This window comes from Streptomyces sp. NPDC038707 (genome assembly GCF_040636485.1).
In the GTDB taxonomy this organism is placed as follows: domain Bacteria; phylum Actinomycetota; class Actinomycetes; order Streptomycetales; family Streptomycetaceae; genus Streptomyces.
Genome location: NZ_JBEZUP010000044.1, coordinates 17,895 through 37,108, shown reverse-complemented (window position 1 = coordinate 37,108; position 19,214 = coordinate 17,895). Strand labels below are relative to the sequence as shown.

At 69.2% G+C, this 19,214-nt stretch carries 13 protein-coding genes and 3 pseudogenes; 9 read left to right on the top strand and 7 right to left on the bottom strand.

Features of this window, described 5'->3' with window-relative positions:
• Positions 1 to 58: 58 nt before the first annotated feature.
• Positions 59 to 1,408, top strand: a complete 1,350-nt coding sequence (locus AB0E62_RS35800) for a relaxase domain-containing protein (RefSeq protein WP_362203861.1) — start codon at positions 59 to 61, stop codon at positions 1,406 to 1,408.
• A 218-nt stretch (positions 1,409 to 1,626) separates the two neighbouring features.
• On the opposite strand, the gene AB0E62_RS35795 is transcribed toward AB0E62_RS35800, so the two are convergent.
• Entirely contained in the window at positions 1,627 to 1,938 is a 312-nt protein-coding gene (locus AB0E62_RS35795) for a hypothetical protein (protein ID WP_362203820.1), read from the bottom strand.
• Positions 1,939 to 2,309: 371 nt separating this feature from the next.
• Here AB0E62_RS35795 and AB0E62_RS35790 point away from each other — a divergent pair, with 371 nt between their 5' ends.
• Positions 2,310 to 2,549: a hypothetical protein gene (locus AB0E62_RS35790; protein WP_362203817.1), complete on the top strand. Its 240-nt coding sequence runs from the start codon at positions 2,310 to 2,312 to the stop codon at positions 2,547 to 2,549.
• A 536-nt stretch (positions 2,550 to 3,085) separates the two neighbouring features.
• On the opposite strand, the gene AB0E62_RS35785 is transcribed toward AB0E62_RS35790, so the two are convergent.
• Together AB0E62_RS35785 and AB0E62_RS35780 are read right to left on the bottom strand one after the other, a co-directional pair.
• Positions 3,086 to 3,421: a helix-turn-helix transcriptional regulator gene (locus tag AB0E62_RS35785; protein WP_362203815.1), complete on the bottom strand. Its 336-nt coding sequence runs from the start codon at positions 3,419 to 3,421 to the stop codon at positions 3,086 to 3,088.
• On the bottom strand, positions 3,418 to 3,933 hold the full coding sequence (locus tag AB0E62_RS35780; RefSeq protein ID WP_362203812.1) for a tyrosine-type recombinase/integrase: 516 nt from the start codon (positions 3,931 to 3,933) through the stop codon (positions 3,418 to 3,420). Before AB0E62_RS35780 ends, AB0E62_RS35785 begins: the two co-directional genes overlap by 4 nt.
• A gap of 11 nt (positions 3,934 to 3,944) precedes the next feature.
• Between AB0E62_RS35780 and AB0E62_RS35775 the strand changes: the two are divergent.
• The 3 genes and pseudogenes from AB0E62_RS35775 to AB0E62_RS35765 all read left to right on the top strand — a co-directional run.
• Positions 3,945 to 4,334, top strand: a pseudogene (locus tag AB0E62_RS35775) (transposase); the annotation flags it as partial.
• A 725-nt stretch (positions 4,335 to 5,059) separates the two neighbouring features.
• On the top strand, positions 5,060 to 6,016 hold the full coding sequence (locus AB0E62_RS35770; protein WP_362203810.1) for a DNA-processing protein DprA: 957 nt from the start codon (positions 5,060 to 5,062) through the stop codon (positions 6,014 to 6,016).
• Positions 6,017 to 6,153: 137 nt separating this feature from the next.
• Positions 6,154 to 6,762 carry a ComF family protein gene (locus tag AB0E62_RS35765; RefSeq protein WP_362203807.1) on the top strand — a complete coding sequence of 203 codons (609 nt, stop codon included), beginning with the start codon at positions 6,154 to 6,156 and terminating at the stop codon, positions 6,760 to 6,762.
• 124 nt (positions 6,763 to 6,886) lie between these two features.
• Here AB0E62_RS35765 and AB0E62_RS35760 read toward each other — a convergent pair whose 3' ends face one another.
• The 4 genes and pseudogenes from AB0E62_RS35760 to AB0E62_RS35745 form a co-directional block, all read right to left on the bottom strand.
• Positions 6,887 to 7,381: a hypothetical protein gene (locus tag AB0E62_RS35760; RefSeq protein WP_362203804.1), complete on the bottom strand. Its 495-nt coding sequence runs from the start codon at positions 7,379 to 7,381 to the stop codon at positions 6,887 to 6,889.
• Positions 7,382 to 7,820: 439 nt separating this feature from the next.
• Positions 7,821 to 8,045 (bottom strand): annotated as a pseudogene (locus AB0E62_RS35755) (integrase core domain-containing protein); the annotation flags it as partial.
• 193 nt (positions 8,046 to 8,238) lie between these two features.
• Positions 8,239 to 8,313 (bottom strand): annotated as a pseudogene (locus tag AB0E62_RS35750) (hypothetical protein); the annotation flags it as partial.
• Between the two features lie 448 nt (positions 8,314 to 8,761).
• The gene (locus AB0E62_RS35745; protein WP_362203801.1) at positions 8,762 to 9,868 is read right to left on the bottom strand and encodes an exonuclease domain-containing protein; all 1,107 of its coding nucleotides are present in this window, start codon (positions 9,866 to 9,868) and stop codon (positions 8,762 to 8,764) included.
• 415 nt (positions 9,869 to 10,283) lie between these two features.
• Between AB0E62_RS35745 and AB0E62_RS35740 the strand changes: the two genes are divergently transcribed.
• From AB0E62_RS35740 to AB0E62_RS35725, 4 genes are all read left to right on the top strand, one after another.
• On the top strand, positions 10,284 to 12,110 hold the full coding sequence (locus AB0E62_RS35740) for a hypothetical protein (protein ID WP_362203798.1): 1,827 nt from the start codon (positions 10,284 to 10,286) through the stop codon (positions 12,108 to 12,110).
• Between the two features lie 375 nt (positions 12,111 to 12,485).
• On the top strand, positions 12,486 to 13,682 hold the full coding sequence (locus AB0E62_RS35735; protein ID WP_362203795.1) for an exonuclease SbcCD subunit D: 1,197 nt from the start codon (positions 12,486 to 12,488) through the stop codon (positions 13,680 to 13,682).
• Positions 13,682 to 16,690: an SMC family ATPase gene (locus tag AB0E62_RS35730; protein ID WP_362203792.1), complete on the top strand. Its 3,009-nt coding sequence runs from the start codon at positions 13,682 to 13,684 to the stop codon at positions 16,688 to 16,690. Before AB0E62_RS35735 ends, AB0E62_RS35730 begins: the two co-directional genes overlap by 1 nt.
• Before the next feature lie 72 nt (positions 16,691 to 16,762).
• Positions 16,763 to 19,006, top strand: coding sequence for a Helicase associated domain protein (locus tag AB0E62_RS35725; protein WP_362203789.1), 2,244 nt, complete (start codon positions 16,763 to 16,765; stop codon positions 19,004 to 19,006).
• Positions 19,007 to 19,214 lie beyond the last annotated feature (208 nt).

The following is a 19,214-nucleotide window of genomic DNA, read 5'->3' as shown; positions in this document are numbered from 1 at the left end:
CGCTCCGGGCGGCCCTTGCTCCATGACCATCTGCTGCTGCCGGTGAAAGGGGCAGCGTCTGAACGGGAAGTGGGGCTCGGTCCACACCACGGCCCTGCACGAGAACACCGTGGCCGCCTCCGCGCTCTACAACGAGCTGGTGGCCGCGGAGGTCTGCGAGGCGCTGGGGCTTGCGACCGAGCCGAGCATCGTCACCCCGGGGCGCCGGCCTGTGATGGAGATTGCCGGGGTGCCGCACGAGCTGATCCGCTGGACTGCCCGGCGCAGCGATCGCATCGCCGCCTGTCTGGCCGAGCTGGAGCACGAGTACGTCACTGCCGTCGACGACGACGGCGAGCTGAGGTTCCTGCCCGTGGTCTCCGAGCGGGCCCGCGCCAAGCTGAACCAGATCGCCGCCCGCAAGACCCGCCCGCCCAAGCGGAAGACCCGGCCGCTCGCGCAGCTGCGCAAGGAGTGGAAGGAGAGTGCGATCCGCACGTCCAAGGTGGCCGCCGACGTCATCAACTCCCTCCTCGAGCACGCCCGCGCCGCGGCCGCCGCGATCCGGGCCCGGGTGGCGGCCGCGGTCGACGTCGCCCTGGCGGCTGTCGACGTCGCTGCGACCGTGTTCGTGATGAACGAGGGCGGCCGCTTCCACCGTCGGCACCTGCTCGCCGAGGCCCGCCGCCACCTCGCCCTCGTCCTGCGCGGCCGCCGCCGCGACCCTGGCCTGGACAACCAGGTGGTGGCCGCCGCCATCACCACCCACTGCCTGGACATCACCGAGCCGAAGAACACACGCGGCCGGGAGGCCGCCTACCGCCTCTACACAGCCCGGTGGTCCCTGTCCGACCTCCCCGCCCGCCGCCGACCACTCACCCCCGCGCCCGACCCGGACCGGCATCCCCCGGCCGATCCCGGCGAGCCGCCCGCGCACCGGCCCCCGGGCCAGGATGCGGGGGAGTGGGAGATCCCCCGCATCCCGCTCCAGTACGAGCGCGCCGTCCTCGCCGGCGTGGTGGTGCGCGAGAAGCTGCGCGCCACCACCGCCACCGCCGTGCGAGGCCGGGCGTACGACGTCGTCGCCCACCAGCAGGCAGCGATGCCCGAGCAGATGCTCGCGCCCCCGGCCGCCACCGAAGTCGAGCACGACGACCAGGAGCCGGAGACCGGGCGCGGGGAGGCGATCGACATGATCGCGCTGCGGGCCTTGCGGAAGTCCCGCACGGACGTGGAAGCCCTCTATCTCACGGCCGACCGGCTGCGCCGCCTCCAGGACGCGTTCGCCAAGGCGGGCGACGATTCCCGCGCCCGCGCGGACCGCAACACCGTCCAGGACGACGGCACTGGCCCGGTGCGCCCGGACGGCCAGCAGGCCCACCGCCCGCAGGAGCCCGGACCGCACCGAGGCCGGGAGGCCGACCACTGAGCGCATCCGATGCTCCGTTTTGCACCGGCGATGCCGCGCATCCACTCCACTCGGTGGGCTCCTCCGTCCCACCTCATCCGATGGCCTCCACCGAGTGGTCCGTACCCGCCACCCGGTGACATTCACTCCCTGGCGGAGCAGCGGACCATCCCCGCGGCTGCGGGGGAGCAGGAGAGATCATGTGGGATGGCGGGGTTGGTACTGGTGGGCTCTCGTATTCAACTGTCGTCAGATCCCCGAGGAACCCAGCCCGCTGGTGACCGTGTGTGGTCCCCGGGGGCGTATCGGCTCCATGCCCCGCCGGTCTCGTTGGGGAGTCGCGTGGTGGTCTTGTCGTGGTAGCCGAGAGCCTCTGCGACGACGGGGGCGGGCATCTCCAGGAGTTGCTGCCGGATGGCGGCGCCACGGGCGGCTGCGGCCGGGACACCGACCTTGTTGAGGAGTGCGGACAGGTGGTCGGGGCGGAACGGCTGGACCGCGCGGCGGCCGGGGAAGAGCCAGCGGGAGGCCGGGTTGGTGGCGGTGTCCATGTTGTCGCGGTTCGCGATGTGCTCCAGCAGCAGGGAATCGACCGGTGCGGGGACGGGTGAAGCCGGTTCCCCGATCCGTAGAAGATGACGCCGGCGACGCGAAGGTGCATTGGTATCTCCTGGTCGGCCAGCAGCCGCCCCAGGGCGTCCAGGCGCTCGTCCTCGCTCAGCGGAGCTCGTCGGGTGGTCTTCATCGCGGGTATGGAGAGCGAGCGTCGGCAATGGCGGCTCTGTATGGCCCAGTTGAGGAAGGCCCTCAAACAGGTGCGGCCGTGCTCGCTGTTCCCGGCCCACCAGGCGTCGATGTCGAGCTGTGAGCAGGAGGCGAGTGTGGTGTTCCGCTCGCCGAGCCACTGGAGGAAGGAAGTCGCGTGTTTGACCTGATCAGCGGCGAAGCGGCGGATGCTCGGTGTGATGTGGCTCTGTTCGGCGCGGGCCCGCAGTCGGGGCAGGACGCGCCAGGTCGCGAAGAGCCGGATCGTTTTGACGTGCTCGGGGTCCTCGATGTCGGCCAGATGGCCGTGGAGCCAGCGTTGGAAGGAGCAGATGTACTTGTCGACCGCGGGCAGGACCCCGCTTGCCATCAGGAGTTCTTCGAGGTGAGCCGCTGACCGCCAGGGCTGGAGTTCGTGGAAGGCGTCGTGGGTCAGCGGGATCTGACCGAGGCCGAGCTGCCGCAGTCTCTGCGAGGGGTTCCCCGGCTGGTCGTGATGCAGGGCCAGCCAGGCCACTCCGCTGCTGGGCTTGTCCATCGCCACCAGCAGGTCGAACAGAGGGACCAGCGCGGGACGGACCCGGCCGGTGCCGTCGTCGAGGAGGGCAGTGAGCCGGTCCCAGAGCGTGCAGCGTTCGCAGAGCCGTCCACCCAGCAGCTTGCCCTCGAAGCCGCACCGGGAGCAGTCGAAGGACTGGGAGAAGCTGGCGCAGGTCGTGCAGATCGCGGCGCCGTCGCCGGGGCGGAGTCCGGGAAGGGCACGTTCCTGGCCGCAGCCTGGGCAGGCGCCGCGTGTCCGAACTGCGCGGTCCGAGCAGTTCCGGCAGACGTATCCGTCGGGCCAGTGGCCGGCCTTGTGCTTGCGGCGGCCGCAGCGGCAGCACTCCGCCATGAACCAGCGTTCGTACTGCCCGTCGGTGGCGTAGGTGCGGGTCATGCGTCGGGCAGGATGCGGGCCGCGCGGGGCCGCAGCTTCGCGACGCTCGCGGGCGGGGCGGGCAGGTCGCCGGTGGCAGTCTTGCGGACCCCGGCATTCTCGGCGGTGGTGGCCACCAGGTCGGCCGGGGTGCAGGACAGGATGTCGCAGAGCGCGGCCATGACCTGCAACGACAGGCGTTCCGGGGTGCCGGAGACCAGCCGATGAACCTGGGAGGCGGACAGGTTGATGCCGCGTTCGCGCAGCAGCGGCACCAGTTCGGTGGCCGTGAAGATCTGGTGCTGGGCCATGACCTCACGCAGCCGCCACGTGTAGCCGACCTTGCGTTTCATGCTTGCCTCCCGGCCTGGGTCTGGAGGGCGGCGGCAATGGTGGAGTCCAGATACCGCCGCAGCGTGCGGGTGCGGAAGTCCGAGGACACACAGGTGTAAAGCGAGGTGGTGCTGGCGTGCTCGTGGCCGACCTGCTCCTGGACGAAACGAGGGTCCCAGCCGTCCTCGATCAGGTGAGTGACGTAGGACCTTCGGAAGGAGTGGAAGTCGAGCCCGTCGTCCAGGCCCAGGGCCTTGCGGTAGGCGATGAAGCGGGAGTTGAGCCGCTGGCAGCCGATCCGCAGTCCCCGCTCGGAGGGCCAGGCCGCCGGGTTGTTGTCAGTGCCGAACAGCGGGCGAACCTCGGTGAACCACTCGTCCAAGACGTCCGGGGTCCAGTCGAAGACGGTCAGCACCCCGCGGCGCTTGGGCGGAGATCCCTTCTTGGCCTCGCCGAACCGGACCTGGCACCGGCCGTACTCGCCGAACTCGCCGCCGTGCGGGTTGCGCCCGAAGTCGGTGGCGTCGAGCATCCGATGGCCAGGGCACCCCGCTCGCGGTGTCGCTGACCGGTGGGAATCGCAACGGCGTCACCCAGTTGCTGCCCCTGCTCGACAAGGTCCCACCGGTCGCCGGCGTCGTCGGCAGGCCACGGCGACGGCCGGACATGCTCTTCGCGGACCGCGGATACGACCACGACAAGTACCGGCGACTGCTGTGGAAACGAGGCATCCGGCCCGCGATCGCCGAACGCGGCCAGCCACACGGCACCGGCCTGGGCATCTCCCGCTGGGTCGTCGAACGCACCATCTCCTCGCTCCACGGCTTCCGCCGCCTGCGCATCCGCTGGGAATGATGCGACGACATCCACGAAGCCTTCCTCGGCCTCGCCACCTGCCTCATCACACACCGCCACGTCCAACGCCTTTGTTAGGACCTCTTAAGCGGGCGCCCGCGGTGGCTCGGTGCGGGCGCCAGCGGCATGCTGTCCGGCGTCGCGCCTCCGAGGCCATCCTGGACGGCCCGCGCTGGGTGGAGTGGTGCGGCGGTCACGCCCGCTAGTTCAGCGCCGCCTGACGTCTGCGCGGCGGCATCGGCCGGACAGGGCGGGACTGCCCGGCCGCGGTGGCTACTCCCAGGGCCTCGGTAGCGTGCCAAAGGGCTTTGAGCCACTTGGGCGGGTTGGTGAGGAACTTGTTCACCAACCGGTCGGTGATGGAGCGGACGGCACCCTGAACGGCGCTGGCCTATCGCGGCGGTCAGGTCGACTCCGGCGGCGGCTGCTGCATCTCGGTGGTCGGAGCGCGCATCACGCGCCAGCTGGTGCGCGGCGCGGTGACGACCGGACCAGGACGACGACGGCCTGGCGCGTGCCGCCCTGGACCCACGCCGGGGAAGAGGGCACCGTGGGTCTGGCAGGGACCACTCCATGGAGGGACAGGTCGGCTCACCCCAGCGGCCTACGGGGATTGAACCCCTGCGGGCTTTCCAAAACGAATCAGTTACTCACCGTCACGGAATGAATGCATGGCGGTTCACCCGACTGGTTGCATACACCCCCGTGCGGACTCGATCCGGCGTACGCCATGATGGAAAAGGCCCACTCACAACGAGCAGCACCCTTCGAACACACCGGGGCCGCGAGTAGAAGGACACAACATGATCGCAACACCTCAGCAGCGGGAGCTGCTGACCATCTGCGCCTTGCGGGCAGACAGCAAATCCGTCGACTGGAGCCTGATCGCCCGGACCTGCCAGTCACCCGAAGCCCTCCAGGTCGTTCTCGGAGGTGACATTCCGGAGGACTCCACCGTCGCACGGAAGAACCTCTCACTCCTGCGTAAGGCCCTGCCGACAATCGATGACGCCCGCGCGCGCGTGGCCACGGAGCTGGAAGCCGCCGAGAAGGCCGGGGCCCGCCTCGTGACCGTGCTCGACGCGGACTACCCCGCGAACCTGCGCCTCGTGCCGAACCTGCCGCCCTTCCTGTTCCATCTCGGCGACCTGGAAGAGAAGGACGCCCGCTCGGCCGCGATCGTCGGCACCCGCAACGCCAGCGAGGACGGAATGCGCCGGGCCGCCCGCATGGCGCGCCTCCTCGTGGCTGAGGACGTGGTCATTTTCAGTGGTCTGGCAAAGGGGATCGACACCGCCGCCCACACGGCCACGCTTGATGCCGGTGGTCGGACCGTCGCTGTGATGGGGACCGGCATTGCAGCGAAGGTCTATCCCGCCCAGAACAAGGGCCTTGCCGCACGGATCGTCGCCGAGGGCGGAGCGCTCGTCTCGCAGTTCTGGCCCACCTCCGCGCCGGCCACCTGGACTTTCCCTAGGCGAAACGTTGTCACCTCTGGCTCCACCATGGGCTCGATCGTGATTGAGGCTTCCTCAACCTCCGGCGCCAAGATGCAGGCTCGCATCGCCCACGAGCACGGTAAGCAGGTCTTCCTAATCAAGTCCCTCGCGACGAGTGAGCCTTGGGCGGCGAAGATGGTCGCGGAAGGAAAGGCCGTCGAAGTCAGCGAACTCGACGACGTGCTCTCGCGCCTGGGCAATGCCAAGAGAGTCCAGCAGGCCGCGCAGCAGCGCCTCCAGCTTGCTCTGGCGGGCCTGTGACCCACCAGTTAGACCTTCCCCAGCGCCTTGTCTTTCCGCACTGCCGCCGCTGCGCATACCGGTTCACAGGAACCACCCATGGGTGTGCGGAATGCGCGGCCTCGGCGGTGCGTCCGCTTGCCGAGCACCACTGCGAAGTGTGCAGCCAGACCCTGGCTGCCCAGGGCGCGCAGTGCTGGAACAGGATCTGCGGCTGGAGTCCGAGTCGGCGCTTTTTCACGCGAGTGGATGCCCTCGCCCTGTACGCCGCCCCCCTGGAACAGACAATCAAGGATTACAAGTATGGCCTCAGAGACGGCTCGCAGGGCTGGGGAGTCATCTTCGGACGACTCATCGTCGGATGGCTCGAAGCCAACGAGGACCTGGTAGCGGACATCGACCTGATCATCGGCAATCCCACCGCACCGAACCGGGCGCCCCTCCAGCACATCGAGCAAATGATGAAGGCGGCGCACGCAGAGGACAAGCTCGACCGTTGGCCGATCGCCGACCCCGACAGCCCGGTTCTGATCAAGACGCGGGACACCGCCAAGTCGGCAGGCGGCGGGTGGTACGACAAGATGGAGGCCGCCCGCGAGCACGCTGCGGCGCTCAAGCTTCGGCGGGGCGTCGAGGGGAAGCGGGTCCTGCTGGTCGACGACGTCTTCACCACCGGCTCTCAGTTCCACACCGTTGGGAAGTTCCTGATCGAGAAAGGTCAGGCGAGGGAAGTCCGCGGGCTCGTACTGGCTCGCGTACCTGGCTGACGGCCAACGGGAGGGGCCCGTTTTCCCTCGGCGGAGGGCGGGGCCAGCCCTCACCGGGCCGAGGCCGCTCAGCGACCTCCCAGTACGGGGCTGGCGTGCCGCGGCCCCAGCAGGCCTGAGGGTTCTACACCAGCGACGTGGTCAGGGCATGGGTGACCCTGCTGCACAGCGCGGTCGCGGTCACAGCGGCGGCGTCGAAGGTCTCGGTCCATCCGCCGGCGGGCATCCGCTCGGCGGTCAGGTAGGGGCCGTGCCCCTGCGTGCGCAGCTGTTTCAGGGCGGTCTGCTCGATACGGTAGGCGGCCGCGCCAGTGTCGAACAGCCAGGTGCGCACCACCGCCCATCCAGAGCCCTGCAGGCGGGCGATGCGGTCCTCGCGGGTGTGGCGTCCTGTGATGCCGATCTTCACTGCGCCGAAGACCACGTGGGCCATGACGTACAGGAAGGCTGGCGCGGCCGGATCGAGGCCGTACTTCGCGCAGTGCGGGCAGCACTGTCCGCGGGTGCGTACGTTGTTGAGATTGGGGGAGACGACGGTGCCGCAGCCGTTGCACAGCGATGTCCAGGGCGTGCTGACGTTGCGGTACGGCTCGAGCGGGGTGAGACCGGCTGCCCTCATGTCGATGACCGCCTGCTGCGGGTCACCGGGTCCGCGGCGGCTGCAGAACCGGCACCGCCCGCCGCGGCCTATGGTGTTGTCATAACGCGGGGCAACCAGGTGTCCACCCCTCGGGGACAGGTCCCGACCGCCCCAGGGCTGGCTGTGGGCCACCTGCGCGGTGCGGCTGCGGGCGGCGGAAGGCACCAGGAGATGTCGCCGGTGTACCGGTGGTGCCAGGCGGCCAGCAAGGGCAAGCGGACTGAAGGGTTGAGATGCCGGCGAGGGCCTGGATCGCCTACTGCGAGGTCGACACGCCCATGGCCCAGGCCATGAAGCGGGAGTGTGCCTGCGTCGCGCCGGAGCTGGTGATCGGTACCGACGACGCTGACCGTAGGCGCTTCAATACGGATGTGACCCTGCAACACTCAGGAAGTGGAGGCGGGTGGGAGGAGGCGGCCTAGATGTACTGACCCGTGAGGTTGGGGACGCGGCTGGCGGGTGGTTGCCCTTTCAGTGCGGTGTGTCCGCGGTGGTGATTGTAGGTGTGCAGCCATTGCGGGAACGCTTCGCGGCGCTCGGCTTCTGACCGGTAGCGGCGGGCGTAGGCCCACTCGTCCAGCAGGGTGCGATTGAAGCGTTCGACCTTGCCGTTCGTCTGGGGTCGGTAGGGCCGGGTTAATCTCCTTCCCGGCGTCGAAGCCTCGCGAGGTGAGGGCGACGGTGGCGTCCGCCTTCACCGACTGCGAGTCCACGACCGCCGCACTCGGCTCCTGATCACGGCCCTCAGCCCGGCGGACGGACGCGCGCAGCCGGTCGTGCAGCTCGGCCACAAGTCCTGCATCCCGCCAGCGGCTGAAGAAGGCGTACACCCGTGGCCAGGGTGGGAAGTCCGAGGTCATAGCCCGCCACTTGATGCCGTTGTCGACGAGGTAGCGGATCGCGTCGATCATCTGCCGGTGGCAGGAGCCCTTCGGCCGGCCAGCCATCCCGGCACCGGCAGCAGATCCCGCACCAGGGCCCACTCGGCATCGCTCATCTTCGAGCCATACCGGGGCCGGCGCCCCGGCCGGTCGGCCGCGTTCCCGAACCTGTGGGCGAGACAGTCACGCCCAGGAGTGGACGGACTGGTGTCGGCGACCATGGCCACGCGACACTTCGACAACAGGGCCTCTTGCTCCTCGCTGGACTCGACATCCGCGAGCTACCAAGAGGCCCTTCTTCCATGCACCGGCGCTGGAAGACTCACCCGAATCAGGCCCCTGTTCGAACCCCACCGACCACCCGAGCGGATAGAGAACAGGCAGTCAGTAATGGCACTCTCCTTGGAACCGGGGAGGAATAGGCCTACCAGAGCCCGTCCGAAACCTTGGCGCCGGGAGCGAAGCAGGTGGTGGTTCTTCACCAGCCGCTGCTGCAGGCGAGCAGGTGCCGTACCGATAGCGGCTCATCAGCGCGGGGATTCTCGTGCCAGCGGGCCAGCAGCCGTACGATGCGGCGGCCGTGTTCGCCTTGGCAAAGCGCGGCCAGGACGTCCCAGGTGGCCAGACAATCACCCAGAGCCATGTGTGCGGCGATGGCGCCGGTGGAGTACAAGGCTGCCAGATCACTCAGGGCATGACCGTCCCGGTTGCTGGTCCGTTGGCTGATTCGCATCGGATCCACGGCCTGTACATGCCGACCGAGCCGGTCGGCAAGCGTGGGGAGACCGTGGCGTCCGCACTCTGCGTCCAGCAGCGGCAGGTCGAAGGTGCGGTTGAAGATAACCAGTGTGGCGCCATCGCTGATGTGCTTGGCCAGGACGCCGACAAGTGCGTCAAGGGTCTCACTCGGGGCTGCGCCTTCACCGCTGGCCAGTCTGTCGTCGATGCTGTGGACGTTGTAGGCATCCTGGGGGATGGGAACACCAGGATCGATCAGGATGCTGTCCCAGGCCAGGGCGCGATGGTCGGCCAGCAGCCAGGCAGCCTCCACGACGCGAGCCGTCTCCGTGTCGAGACCGGTCGTCTCGAGATCCAGAACGATGATCCGTCCGCCAGGAAACCATCCGGCCCTGTGGCGTCCCTCGGCTGCCGCCTCATGCAGCTCCCTCTCGATCGCACGCCGGTCTGCAGCACGGGCCAGTCGGCACAGGAGATGAGCCACCTCGGTGGGAGTGCTGGTAAGGGGCAGCCGCTGAAACTCGCCCTCCTGGTCCGCCAGTCCACCCGAAGAAGAGATGAACAAGGATGGTGCGTGGTCCGGTCCCGACAGGGATCCCACCACTACTCCGTAGCGGATTACGTCGTCACCCAAGGACAGCAGCAGCCGCTCGCCGGGCCCCGTAGCCTCACCCGGCCGGAGGAAGCGAGCCCAGGCCTGCGCATCACGGGCTAGATCCCGTTGACGCAGCATCTCCAGATGGCTGTCGGACAGCTGGGGGCCTGTGCAAGATCCACTCCACTCATAAGGCAGCGCCTCTATCAAGGCGTCAAGGAACGGCTCGGGCGCGCAAGAATCGAAGAACATGCACCTGTCCTGTAGCGGCGAGTACCAGGCCCGGACAGCCCGGTGCGAACCGGCTGATCGTAAAACCACGGTAGAGGTGCACCGGCAGCGGCCTGCGGTCCGAGCCCTCGCCTCAAATGGTCGACGAAACGCATGATGATCTGCACCGCACTCAGGAGTCTGTCCAGCGTCAGTGCATCCGCCCGTGGTGCGGTGCGCGGAGTCCGGGGCACCGTCGTCCCGGAGACGGTCTCGCGTTCCGTTTATCGACAGCAGGGGAGCGGCCTCGGTGGCAATTGGCGAGAACCGTCCGACCGTTGTGGATCGTGCCTTTAAGATGACGGTCTGTTCTGGGTGCTCATCCGTCTCATCCGTCCCCGGAGTACTCGCACGTCACACCCTCAGGCCGAAGAGGGAGATTCGGAGCAGCTCGACCGTGTACCTCACCCGTTTCTCCGTGTGCGGCTTCCGCTCGTTGGCGCTGGTGGAGGACATCCCCGTCAGCGGCCCGACGATCCTGGCTGGCCGGAACGATGGCGGCAAGAGTGCCGTGCTGACGGCGCTGGCCTTTCTCCTGGGTCACCACCGGTTGACGGACGAGGACCGTACCTACCAGCAGGCGGGAGACGCTGCAGGCGGCCGCTGCTCCGAGACCTGGGTGGAGGGTGTTTTTACTCTGGATGACGGTGAGCAGGCCGCTGTCACCGCACTGCCGCGGACCGTGCGGATCCGCCGTATCGCTGAAGAAGGCCAGACAGCGCGATGGGAGTACTACGGTTCTTGTCCGGAAGACAGCCGGCTTCACGACGTGGCCAGGTTGCTGAAGGGAGAATTGCAGGAGCTAGTAGGGGAGTTCTCCCTGTCCCCTGCCGGGCCTCTCAAGGATGACCTGGTGCAGGCGGTCACGGCCTACGCGGCCACGGCACCTCAAGTGGAGCAGTGGCAGTCCCTTCCCAAGGAGCTTCAGGAGCGGCTGCCCAGACTGCTGCCGTTCGGAGGCAAGGATGAGCGCCCCGACGACGCGGTGCGCACCGCACTGAACAGCTGTTATGAGACCTACCTGGAAGACGAGACCCTGCAGGGACGGGTGCGGGAGATCGAAGCGGAGATCACCCAGCGCCTGGAGAAGGAAGCCGACTCTTTGTGCCAGCACATCCGCCGGCACTGCCAGGAATTCGTCGGCGTGCAGGTCAGGCCCGAGGTGTCCTTCAAGGGAGGCTTCAAGCGTGCCCCGTTGGAGGTTTCCAAGGCTGACGGGGAAGCGGTCGACCTCACGCGCTCCGGGCAGGGAAGCAACCGCCGGATCGCGCTCGCGGTGTGGGAGTGGACCAGCAGCCTGCTGGAGGACGGTGAACTTGCCGCCGCGGGGGAGAGGGGAGGGCAGGAGCCGACGCAGACCATCGTCGTCTACGACGAGCCCGACACCCACCTCGACTACCGCAACCAGCGCACCGTGATGGACATCATCCGCAAGCAGTGCGCCCTGCCCCATGTGAGCGTGGTGGTCGCCACCCACTCCATGAACCTCATCGACGGTGTCGACATCGCCGATGTCGTTCACCTCCGTCTCAGCGACACAGGCCGCACAGTCGTCGAGCGCCTTGCCGACGAGTCCCACGACGGCGTCGATTTCCACCTTGGCGAGATCGCCGCCGCCGTGGGACTGCGCAACTCCGTCCTTCTGCACGAACGTTGCTTCCTCGCCGTGGAAGGCCCCACCGAACAACAGTGCCTGCCGTTGCTATTCCGCCTCTCCCAGGGCCTGTCCCTCCAGGCGACCGGCATCGCCCTGTGGGCCTGCGGCAACAACGAAGGAGCTCTCCATCTGGCCGGCTACCTCGTCAAGAACCGCCGCACGGTCATGCTGATGGTCGACGCCGACAGCCGCACCAACAAGCACTTCAAGACGGAACGGCTCATCAGGACCGGACTCGACCTCGACACTCAGGTCACCTACGTCGGTGAGGCCGACGGCTTCAACGAGCTGGAGGAACTCTTCACCGATTCCCAGTGGGCCGTGGCCGCCAACACGCACTGGAAGCGCACCGAGGGCAGGGAATGGACCGCCGCAGACTTCGCAGCTCACCGCGGCGGCAAATTCAGCGGCCGCATTCTGGCGATGATCAAAGAGGGAGCCGAACGGACGAGCCCCGACGGCAAGGACGACATGCTCTACTCGCTGGTCACGACCCTCACCCGCGCCGAGGACGTCCCGTCACAGCTGAGGGATGCTTTCAGGGACATCCAGGCCCTGGCGTCCTGACCGATCGGTTGCCACGGCGCTGCAGCATGCGCTCTTTACGCTGTTGCAGCGTCGGAGCCGTCCAGGCATGCCAGCCCACCCCCGCCACGTGCTGCCTGCCATGACCGCGTGCCTCGATCCCGCACCAGCGGCACCCGCCCGGCGCCACCATCGCTTCATTGCTGCCAGAACGCGATATCGACATCACATCCTCCTTCCCCCTACTGCTCATCTTGCCTCCTGCCACTGACAATCACCCGGCAACAGCACCCCCACCCAACGGTGGGCAAAGTGGCCGAAAGCCGTACGGGGCGCCGCCGCAGGGTTCCCGCTGTGATGCCCGTTTATCAGGAAAACCGCCCGCCACCGCTCTCCCTGTGTTTACTGTCTGTGCTCATGCGGTTTCTGCACACTTCGGACTGGCACCTGGGCCGCCGGTTCCACGGAGAAGACCTGATCCCCGCCCAGCGCGCCTTCCTCGACCACATGGTCGACACAGCCCGCACCGAGGCCGTCGACGCCATCCTCGTGGCCGGCGACATCTACGACCGTGCCATCCCTAGCCTGGACGCCGTGCGCCTGTTCAACCGCGCCCTGCACCAGCTCGCCGACCTCACGGTGCCGATCATCATGATCAGCGGAAACCACGACTCCGCCCACCGCCTCGGCGTCGGATCCGGCCTCTTCGCCCGCGCCGGGATCCACCTGCGCACCGACCCGGACACCTGCGCCGTCCCCGTCATCCTCAACGATCCCGACGGCCCGGTCGCCGTGTACGGCATCCCCTACCTCGAACCGTCGATGGTCCGCACCCAGCTCGAGGCAGAGGCCGCCACTCACCGTTCGGTGCTGACCGCAGCCCTGGACAAGATCCACGCCGATCTCACCGACCGACAGCCGGCCGGAACCCGCTCGGTGGTCCTCGCGCACGCCTTCGTCACCCCCGGCACCGGCCAGAGCGAGGAAGACCGGGTGGAGGAGTCGGCCAGCGAACGCGACATCAGCGTCGGCGGGGTCGCCCACGTCGGCGCGGACGTCTTCGACGGCATCGACTACGTCGCCCTCGGCCACCTCCACGGCCCCCAGAAGCTCACCGACCGCGCCCACTACAGCGGTTCCCCCCTGCCCTACTCCTTCTCCGAGGCCGATCACACCAAGTCCTTCACCCTGGTCGACCTCACCCCCGGCACGGCCCCCGCCGTCACCCGCCTGCCCTGCCCGACCCCCCACCGCCTGGAACGCCTCCAAGGCCCTCTCGAAGACCTCCTCAACGACCCCGCCCACGAAACGCTCAAGGACGCCTGGCTCGAGGTCACCCTCACCGACCCGGCCCTGCCCTTCGAAGCCATGGCCCGGCTGCGCCGCCGCTTCCCCCACACCCTCAGCCTCAAGCACCAGCGCGCCTTCATCCCCGCCCAGGCCACCGACACCCCCACCTACACCGAGCGCCTCCGAGGCCGCAGCGAACTCGACATCGCCTGTGACTTCATCACCGACCTGCGCGGCAGCGCACCCACGCCCGACGAACACGACCTGCTCCAGCAGGCCGTCGACGCCGCCCGCGTGAACGAACTGCAGAAGGAAACCGTCTGATGCGCCTGCACCACCTCACCCTGCAGGCCTTCGGGCCCTTCGCCGGCACCCACACCGTCGACTTCGACGCCCTGTCCGCCGACGGCCTCTTCCTCCTCCACGGCGACACCGGCGCCGGGAAAAGCACCCTGTTCACCGCCATCTGCTTCGCCCTGTACGGCGAACCCCCGGTCGACCGCGACCTGATGCTGCGCAGCCACCACGCCCCAGCCGACCTGCTCACCCAGGTCACCCTCGACGTCACCATCTCCGGCCACCGGCTGCGCATCGACCGCGTCCCCCAGCAGATGCGCCCCAAGAAGAACGGCACGGGCGAAACCCCGCAGAAGGCCGAGACCCGGCTCAGCCGGTGGACCACCGACTCGGCGGGGAAGGGCCACTGGGAGCCCTCCAGCAAGTCCCACCAGGAGACAGGCAAGGAGATCAAGGACCTGCTCGGCATGAGCCGGACCCAGTTCTGCCAAGTCGTTCTCCTGCCACAGAACGAGTTCACCAAGTTCCTCTACGCCGACGCCGGCAAGCGCCGCGAACTCCTCGGCAAGCTCTTCCACACCGACCGGTACGCCTTCATCGAACGCTGGCTGAGCGACCACAGCCGCACCATCCAGAAGAACCGCGACGCCGCCCGCGACGAGGTGCTGCACCTGGCGGCCCGCATCCACCAGGCCGCTGGCCCGGACCTGAAATCCCAGTACGACGCTCCCAGCGCCGACGCCGCACACGACGTGACCGACCCTGCCCTGGCCTGGGCAGGCGACCTCATCCAGGCCAGCCAGGCCGACGCCCTCACCGCCCAGGCCGACGCCGAGAAGGCAAAGAAGAACCAGCTCGCCCAGCAGAAGCTGGAGGCCGCCGCCCGCGACCTGCACAGGCAGCAGACCACCTACGCCACCGCCCGTGAACAACTGGACTGGCTGGACGAGCAGACCCCCCACCAAGAAGCCCTTACCCGGCGCCGGGACCAGGCTCGGCGTGCCCAGCAGCTGGCACCACTGCTGCATGCTTTGAGCACCGCCCGCGCCGACCACAGCCGCGCCCAGAGCAGTGAACGCGACGCCCGAACCCGGCTCCTTGCTGAGCATGCCGAACTGGAGGCCGCCGACCTCGCCACGGCCGGACAGCGCATCCGCGACGACATTGCCGTGCTGAACGCTCTCCTCCCTGAGGAAGCCGGACTTCACCAGCTCACTACCGAGCTGAAGCGGATCGACGCCGAGCGGCAGGACTTCGCCCTCCAGCAGAGCACCGCACGCGACTGGCTCGAGCAGGAGACCGCCCAGCGCACCGCCCTGGAGATCCGCCGGGAGGCGGCCCGCGAAGCCGAGGAAGAAAGCCGGCGCCAGCAGACCCAGCTGGAGAACCTGAGCGGCCGCATGGCGGCCGCCGAACGCCGCGACGCCCACCGCGCACAGATCACCGCCACCGAGCAGCGCCTGGCCGCCGCCGAGGAGGAGGCCGAGAAGGCCGCCCAGGCCCACATCGGCATCCGCCGCCGGCGCACCGAGGGAATGGCCGCCGAACTGGCCACCGGCCTGACCGACGGCGCACCGTGCCCGGTATGCGGCTCCTGCTCCCACCCGAATCCCGCCCAGGCGCCTGACGGGCATCCCACGCGCGAGGACGAACAAGCCGCCGAGAAGGCCCACCAGCGCCTCCAGCAGAAGCGCGACAAGATCGCGGCCGAGCTGCACAAGCTGCGCGAGGACGCCGCCGCTGCCACGGGCGAAGCCGGCGACACCCCGCTGGCCAGCCTCAAAGCCGACCACGAAACACTCACCAAGCAGCTGGCCGACTCCCTCAAGCGAGCCGCCGACCGCAGGAGCGCCGAAGAAGGACTCCTCGCGCTCGACCGCGAACACACGGCCATGACCCAGCAGGACAGCAGCGCAACCGCGGGCCTGTCCGACCGCAACGCCCACTACGACAACCTGTCCCAGCACCACGCAGAACTCACCGCGAAACTCGACGCCGCCCGCGGCACCGCCCCCACCCTCGCGGCCCGCATCGACGACCTCACCCGCACCGCCGACCACCTCGAGCAGGCAGCCGAGGCATCCCGCACCGCCAACACTGCCACCCAAACCCTGCACACACGCACCAGCGAAGCCACCGACGCTGCCACAGCCCAGGGGTTCGGCACGCTCACCCAAGCCGAACAGGCCCTGCTCAGCGAGCAGGACCTGACCGGCATCGAAGAAGAGATCAACACCTGGCGCGAGGCCCGCGCCTCCCACCAAGCCGTCCTCGACGACCCCGCCCTCCAACAAGCAGCCGCCCAGCCGGCCGCCGACATCGAAACGGCGGCAGCCCGTCGCGCCGCAGCAGACGACCAGCACGCCCAAGCGGTCACCGCCTCCAGCACCGCCCAGACCCGCACCACCACCCTCACCGACCTCACCACCGCTCTGGCCGAGGTCGTGGACCGCCTCAAAGCACTCGAGCAGGCCCACCACACCGCCCGCCACCTCGCCGACCTCGCCTCCGGCACCGCCTCCGGCACCCGGGTGCGCATGCAACTGGAGGCCTACGTCCTGGCCGCCCGCCTCGAACAGGTCGTCGCAGCGGCCAACACCCGCCTGCACCTGATGTCCGAAGGCCGCTACGCCCTGCGCCACTCCGACCACCAAGCCGCCCACGGCGCCCGCTCCGGCCTCGGCCTGGAAGTCACTGACGCCTGGACCGGCCACCCCCGCAAGACCGACACCCTCTCCGGCGGTGAATCCTTCTTCGCCTCCCTCTCCCTCGCCCTCGGCCTGGCCGACGTCGTCACCCACGAAGCCGGCGGCAACCCCCTGGACACCCTCTTCATCGACGAAGGCTTCGGCACCCTCGACGACGACACCCTCCACAACGTCCTCGACGTCCTGGACTCCCTGCGCGCCCACGACCGCACCGTCGGCGTCATCAGCCACATCCCCGAACTCCGCCGCCGCATCACCCAGCGCCTCCACGTCCGCAAAGGCCCCACCGGCTCCACCCTCGCCCACCTGACCGAAGCAGCCGAATAACCTGCTCAGGAGAGCGGAGCATGCGCCCCGCCCTCCTGAGCACCCAGCCGACCCCCGGAGCGCCGCACCTCCATGGCCCCCGACATCGAGCTACGGCCCCACCAAAAAGAAGCCGTCGCCGCCGCTACCGCCACGCTCCGCACCCACACCCGCGCGAGCGTGATCGCCGCCTGCGGCACGGGCAAAACCCTGATCGCCGCCCGCACCACCGCCCGCATCGCCCCCCGCGGCCGCGTCCTGGTCCTCCTGCCCACACTCGACCTGCTCTCCCAGACGATCCGCTCCTGGCGTGCCGCCGGCCGCAAAGGCACCACCATCGCCGTCTGCTCCGCCCGCCAGGCCCTCGACCACGAACCGCTCGGCGCCGACACCCCCCTCACCACCGACCCCGGCGAACTCACCGCCCTCGCCACCCCACCCCGCCCCGGCCCGGTCACCGCATACGCCACCTACGCCTCCCTGCCCGCCGTCCTCGCCGCCCACCACGACCACCACCTGCCCCCCTGGGACCTCGTGGTCGTCGACGAAGCCCACCGAACCGCCGGCCGCCTCGGCAAGGCCTGGGCCGCCGTCCACCACAACGACCAGCTCCCCGCCGCCCGCCGCCTCTACCTGACCGCCACCCCCCGCATCTGGGACCCGGACGAAGACCGCGACGGGGACACGGAAGTGGTCGCCTCCATGGACGACGAAAAAATCTTCGGCCCCGTCGCCTACCGGCTAACCCTCTCCGACGCCATCGACCTCGGCCTGCTCGCCGACTACCAGATCCTCGTCCCCGTCGTCACCGACACAGACCTGCGCGACTGGCTCGCCACCGGCCCCGGCGCCGGCGTCGACGGCCTGCGCCTGGCCGGCCGCCAGGTCGCCGCCCTGCGCGCCATCCACGACCACCACCTGCGCCGCATCATCACCTTCCACCACCGCGTCGCCGACGCCCGCGCCTTCGCCACCACCCTGCACGAGACCGCCGCCACCCTCCCCGCCAGCCTGCGACCCCACGGCCTGTGGGCGGACTGGATCAGCGGCCACCACGCCCCCCAGATCCGCCGCCGACTCCTGCTCGAATTCGCCTCCCACACCAACCCCCACACCCCCGCCGTCCTGTCCAACGCACGCGTCCTCGGCGAAGGCATCGACGTCCCCGCCATCGACGCCGTCGTCTTCGCCGACCCCAAAACCAGCCCCGTCGACACCGTCCAAGCCGTCGGCCGCGCCCTGCGCCAACAGCCCGGCGCCAGCAAGAAGGCCACCCTCGTCGTCCCCGTCTACCTCACCCCCGGCGAAGACCCCGACGACCTCCTCGGCGCCGACGCCTACACCCCCCTCTGGCACACCATCCAGGCCCTGCGCGCCCACGACGACCGCCTCGAAGCACGCCTGGCCGACCCCCGCACCCACCGCACCACCGTGCCCCCCGAAGACCCCGGCGCCTGGCTCCACTTCGACCGCCCCACCCAGGCCGAAGAAGTCGCCCTCGCTCTCTCCCTGCGCGTCCTGGCCCCCAAGAGCGCCGAATGGCGCCGCGGCCTGAACGCGGCACGCCGCTACCACCGCACCCACCACCACCTCGACGTCCCCCAACACCACGAAGACCCCACCGGCTACCCCCTGGGCCGCTGGCTCACCTGGCAACGCCACCTCCACACCACCGGCGCCCTCGACCCGGCCCGCACCCAAGCCCTTGAACGCCTCGGCATCATCTGGGATCCCCGCCAGCAGGCCTTCGAGCGGGGGTTGGCACACGCAGCCGCCTACGCTGCCCACAACGGCCACCTCGCCGTTCCGGTCGACTACCTCCACGACGGCTTCCCCCTCGGCCGCTGGCTGGCCACCCAGCGCACCCGTGCCCACCACCTCACCACAGAACGCGCCGCCGCCCTCACTGCCCTGGACCCATGGTGGAACCCACCCTGGCCGATCACCTGGCAACGCGCCTACCACGCGGCCCGTCGGCAGATACAGCAGGACCCGGCAGCGGTGGGGGAGTGGCTCACAGCCCAGCGTCAGCGCACCAGTGACCTCCGCCCCGAGCAGCGCCGCCTGCTGAACGAACTGGCACCCGACCTGCCGGACCTGCACGCCCCGCACACCGAGGACACCCCGCTGCCCCCGAGGGAGCGAGCCTTCCAGCGCGGACTCGCTGCCGCACGCGCCTACCTTGAGCGAGAGGGACATCTCGACGTCCCGCAGCGGCACATCGAGGAGATCGATGGGCACCAGGTGCGGTTGGGGCAGTGGCTGAGCAACCTACGCCGTCGGCGTTCCAGCCTAAGCCCGCAGCGGATAGCGGCACTTGCCGAGCTCGGGCTCTGACTTCCCCGAGACCAAGGGTGCATGCACTTCGCCCGGGTCTGCTCCAGGGATGGCTCATTCGACGGGATGAGGGATGCCATGCGTGTCGTAGTGGTCCTTCAGGACATCCGTGAGGGCCTGCACCGAGCGTCGGCTTCCCGGCTGATGGCAGCCATGGGATCGGTGTTGGGTGGTTGCCAGCCGCTGCAGCGGCTGGCGTGCCGCCGAG

Excerpts from the sequence above, each read along its gene's own strand:
- AB0E62_RS35795 (WP_362203820.1), bottom strand. The coding sequence starts at position 1,938 with ATGGACACCGCCACCAACCCGGCCTCCCGCTGGCTCTTCCCCGGCCGC.
- AB0E62_RS35785 (WP_362203815.1), bottom strand. The coding sequence starts at position 3,421 with ATGAAACGCAAGGTCGGCTACACGTGGCGGCTGCGTGAGGTCATGGCC.
- AB0E62_RS35780 (WP_362203812.1), bottom strand. The coding sequence starts at position 3,933 with ATGCTCGACGCCACCGACTTCGGGCGCAACCCGCACGGCGGCGAGTTC.
- AB0E62_RS35770 (WP_362203810.1), top strand. The coding sequence starts at position 5,060 with ATGATCGCAACACCTCAGCAGCGGGAGCTGCTGACCATCTGCGCCTTG.
- AB0E62_RS35760 (WP_362203804.1), bottom strand. The coding sequence starts at position 7,381 with ATGAGGGCAGCCGGTCTCACCCCGCTCGAGCCGTACCGCAACGTCAGC.
- AB0E62_RS35745 (WP_362203801.1), bottom strand. The coding sequence starts at position 9,868 with ATGTTCTTCGATTCTTGCGCGCCCGAGCCGTTCCTTGACGCCTTGATA.
- AB0E62_RS35735 (WP_362203795.1), top strand. The coding sequence starts at position 12,486 with ATGCGGTTTCTGCACACTTCGGACTGGCACCTGGGCCGCCGGTTCCAC.
- AB0E62_RS35730 (WP_362203792.1), top strand. The coding sequence starts at position 13,682 with ATGCGCCTGCACCACCTCACCCTGCAGGCCTTCGGGCCCTTCGCCGGC.
- AB0E62_RS35725 (WP_362203789.1), top strand. The coding sequence starts at position 16,763 with ATGGCCCCCGACATCGAGCTACGGCCCCACCAAAAAGAAGCCGTCGCC.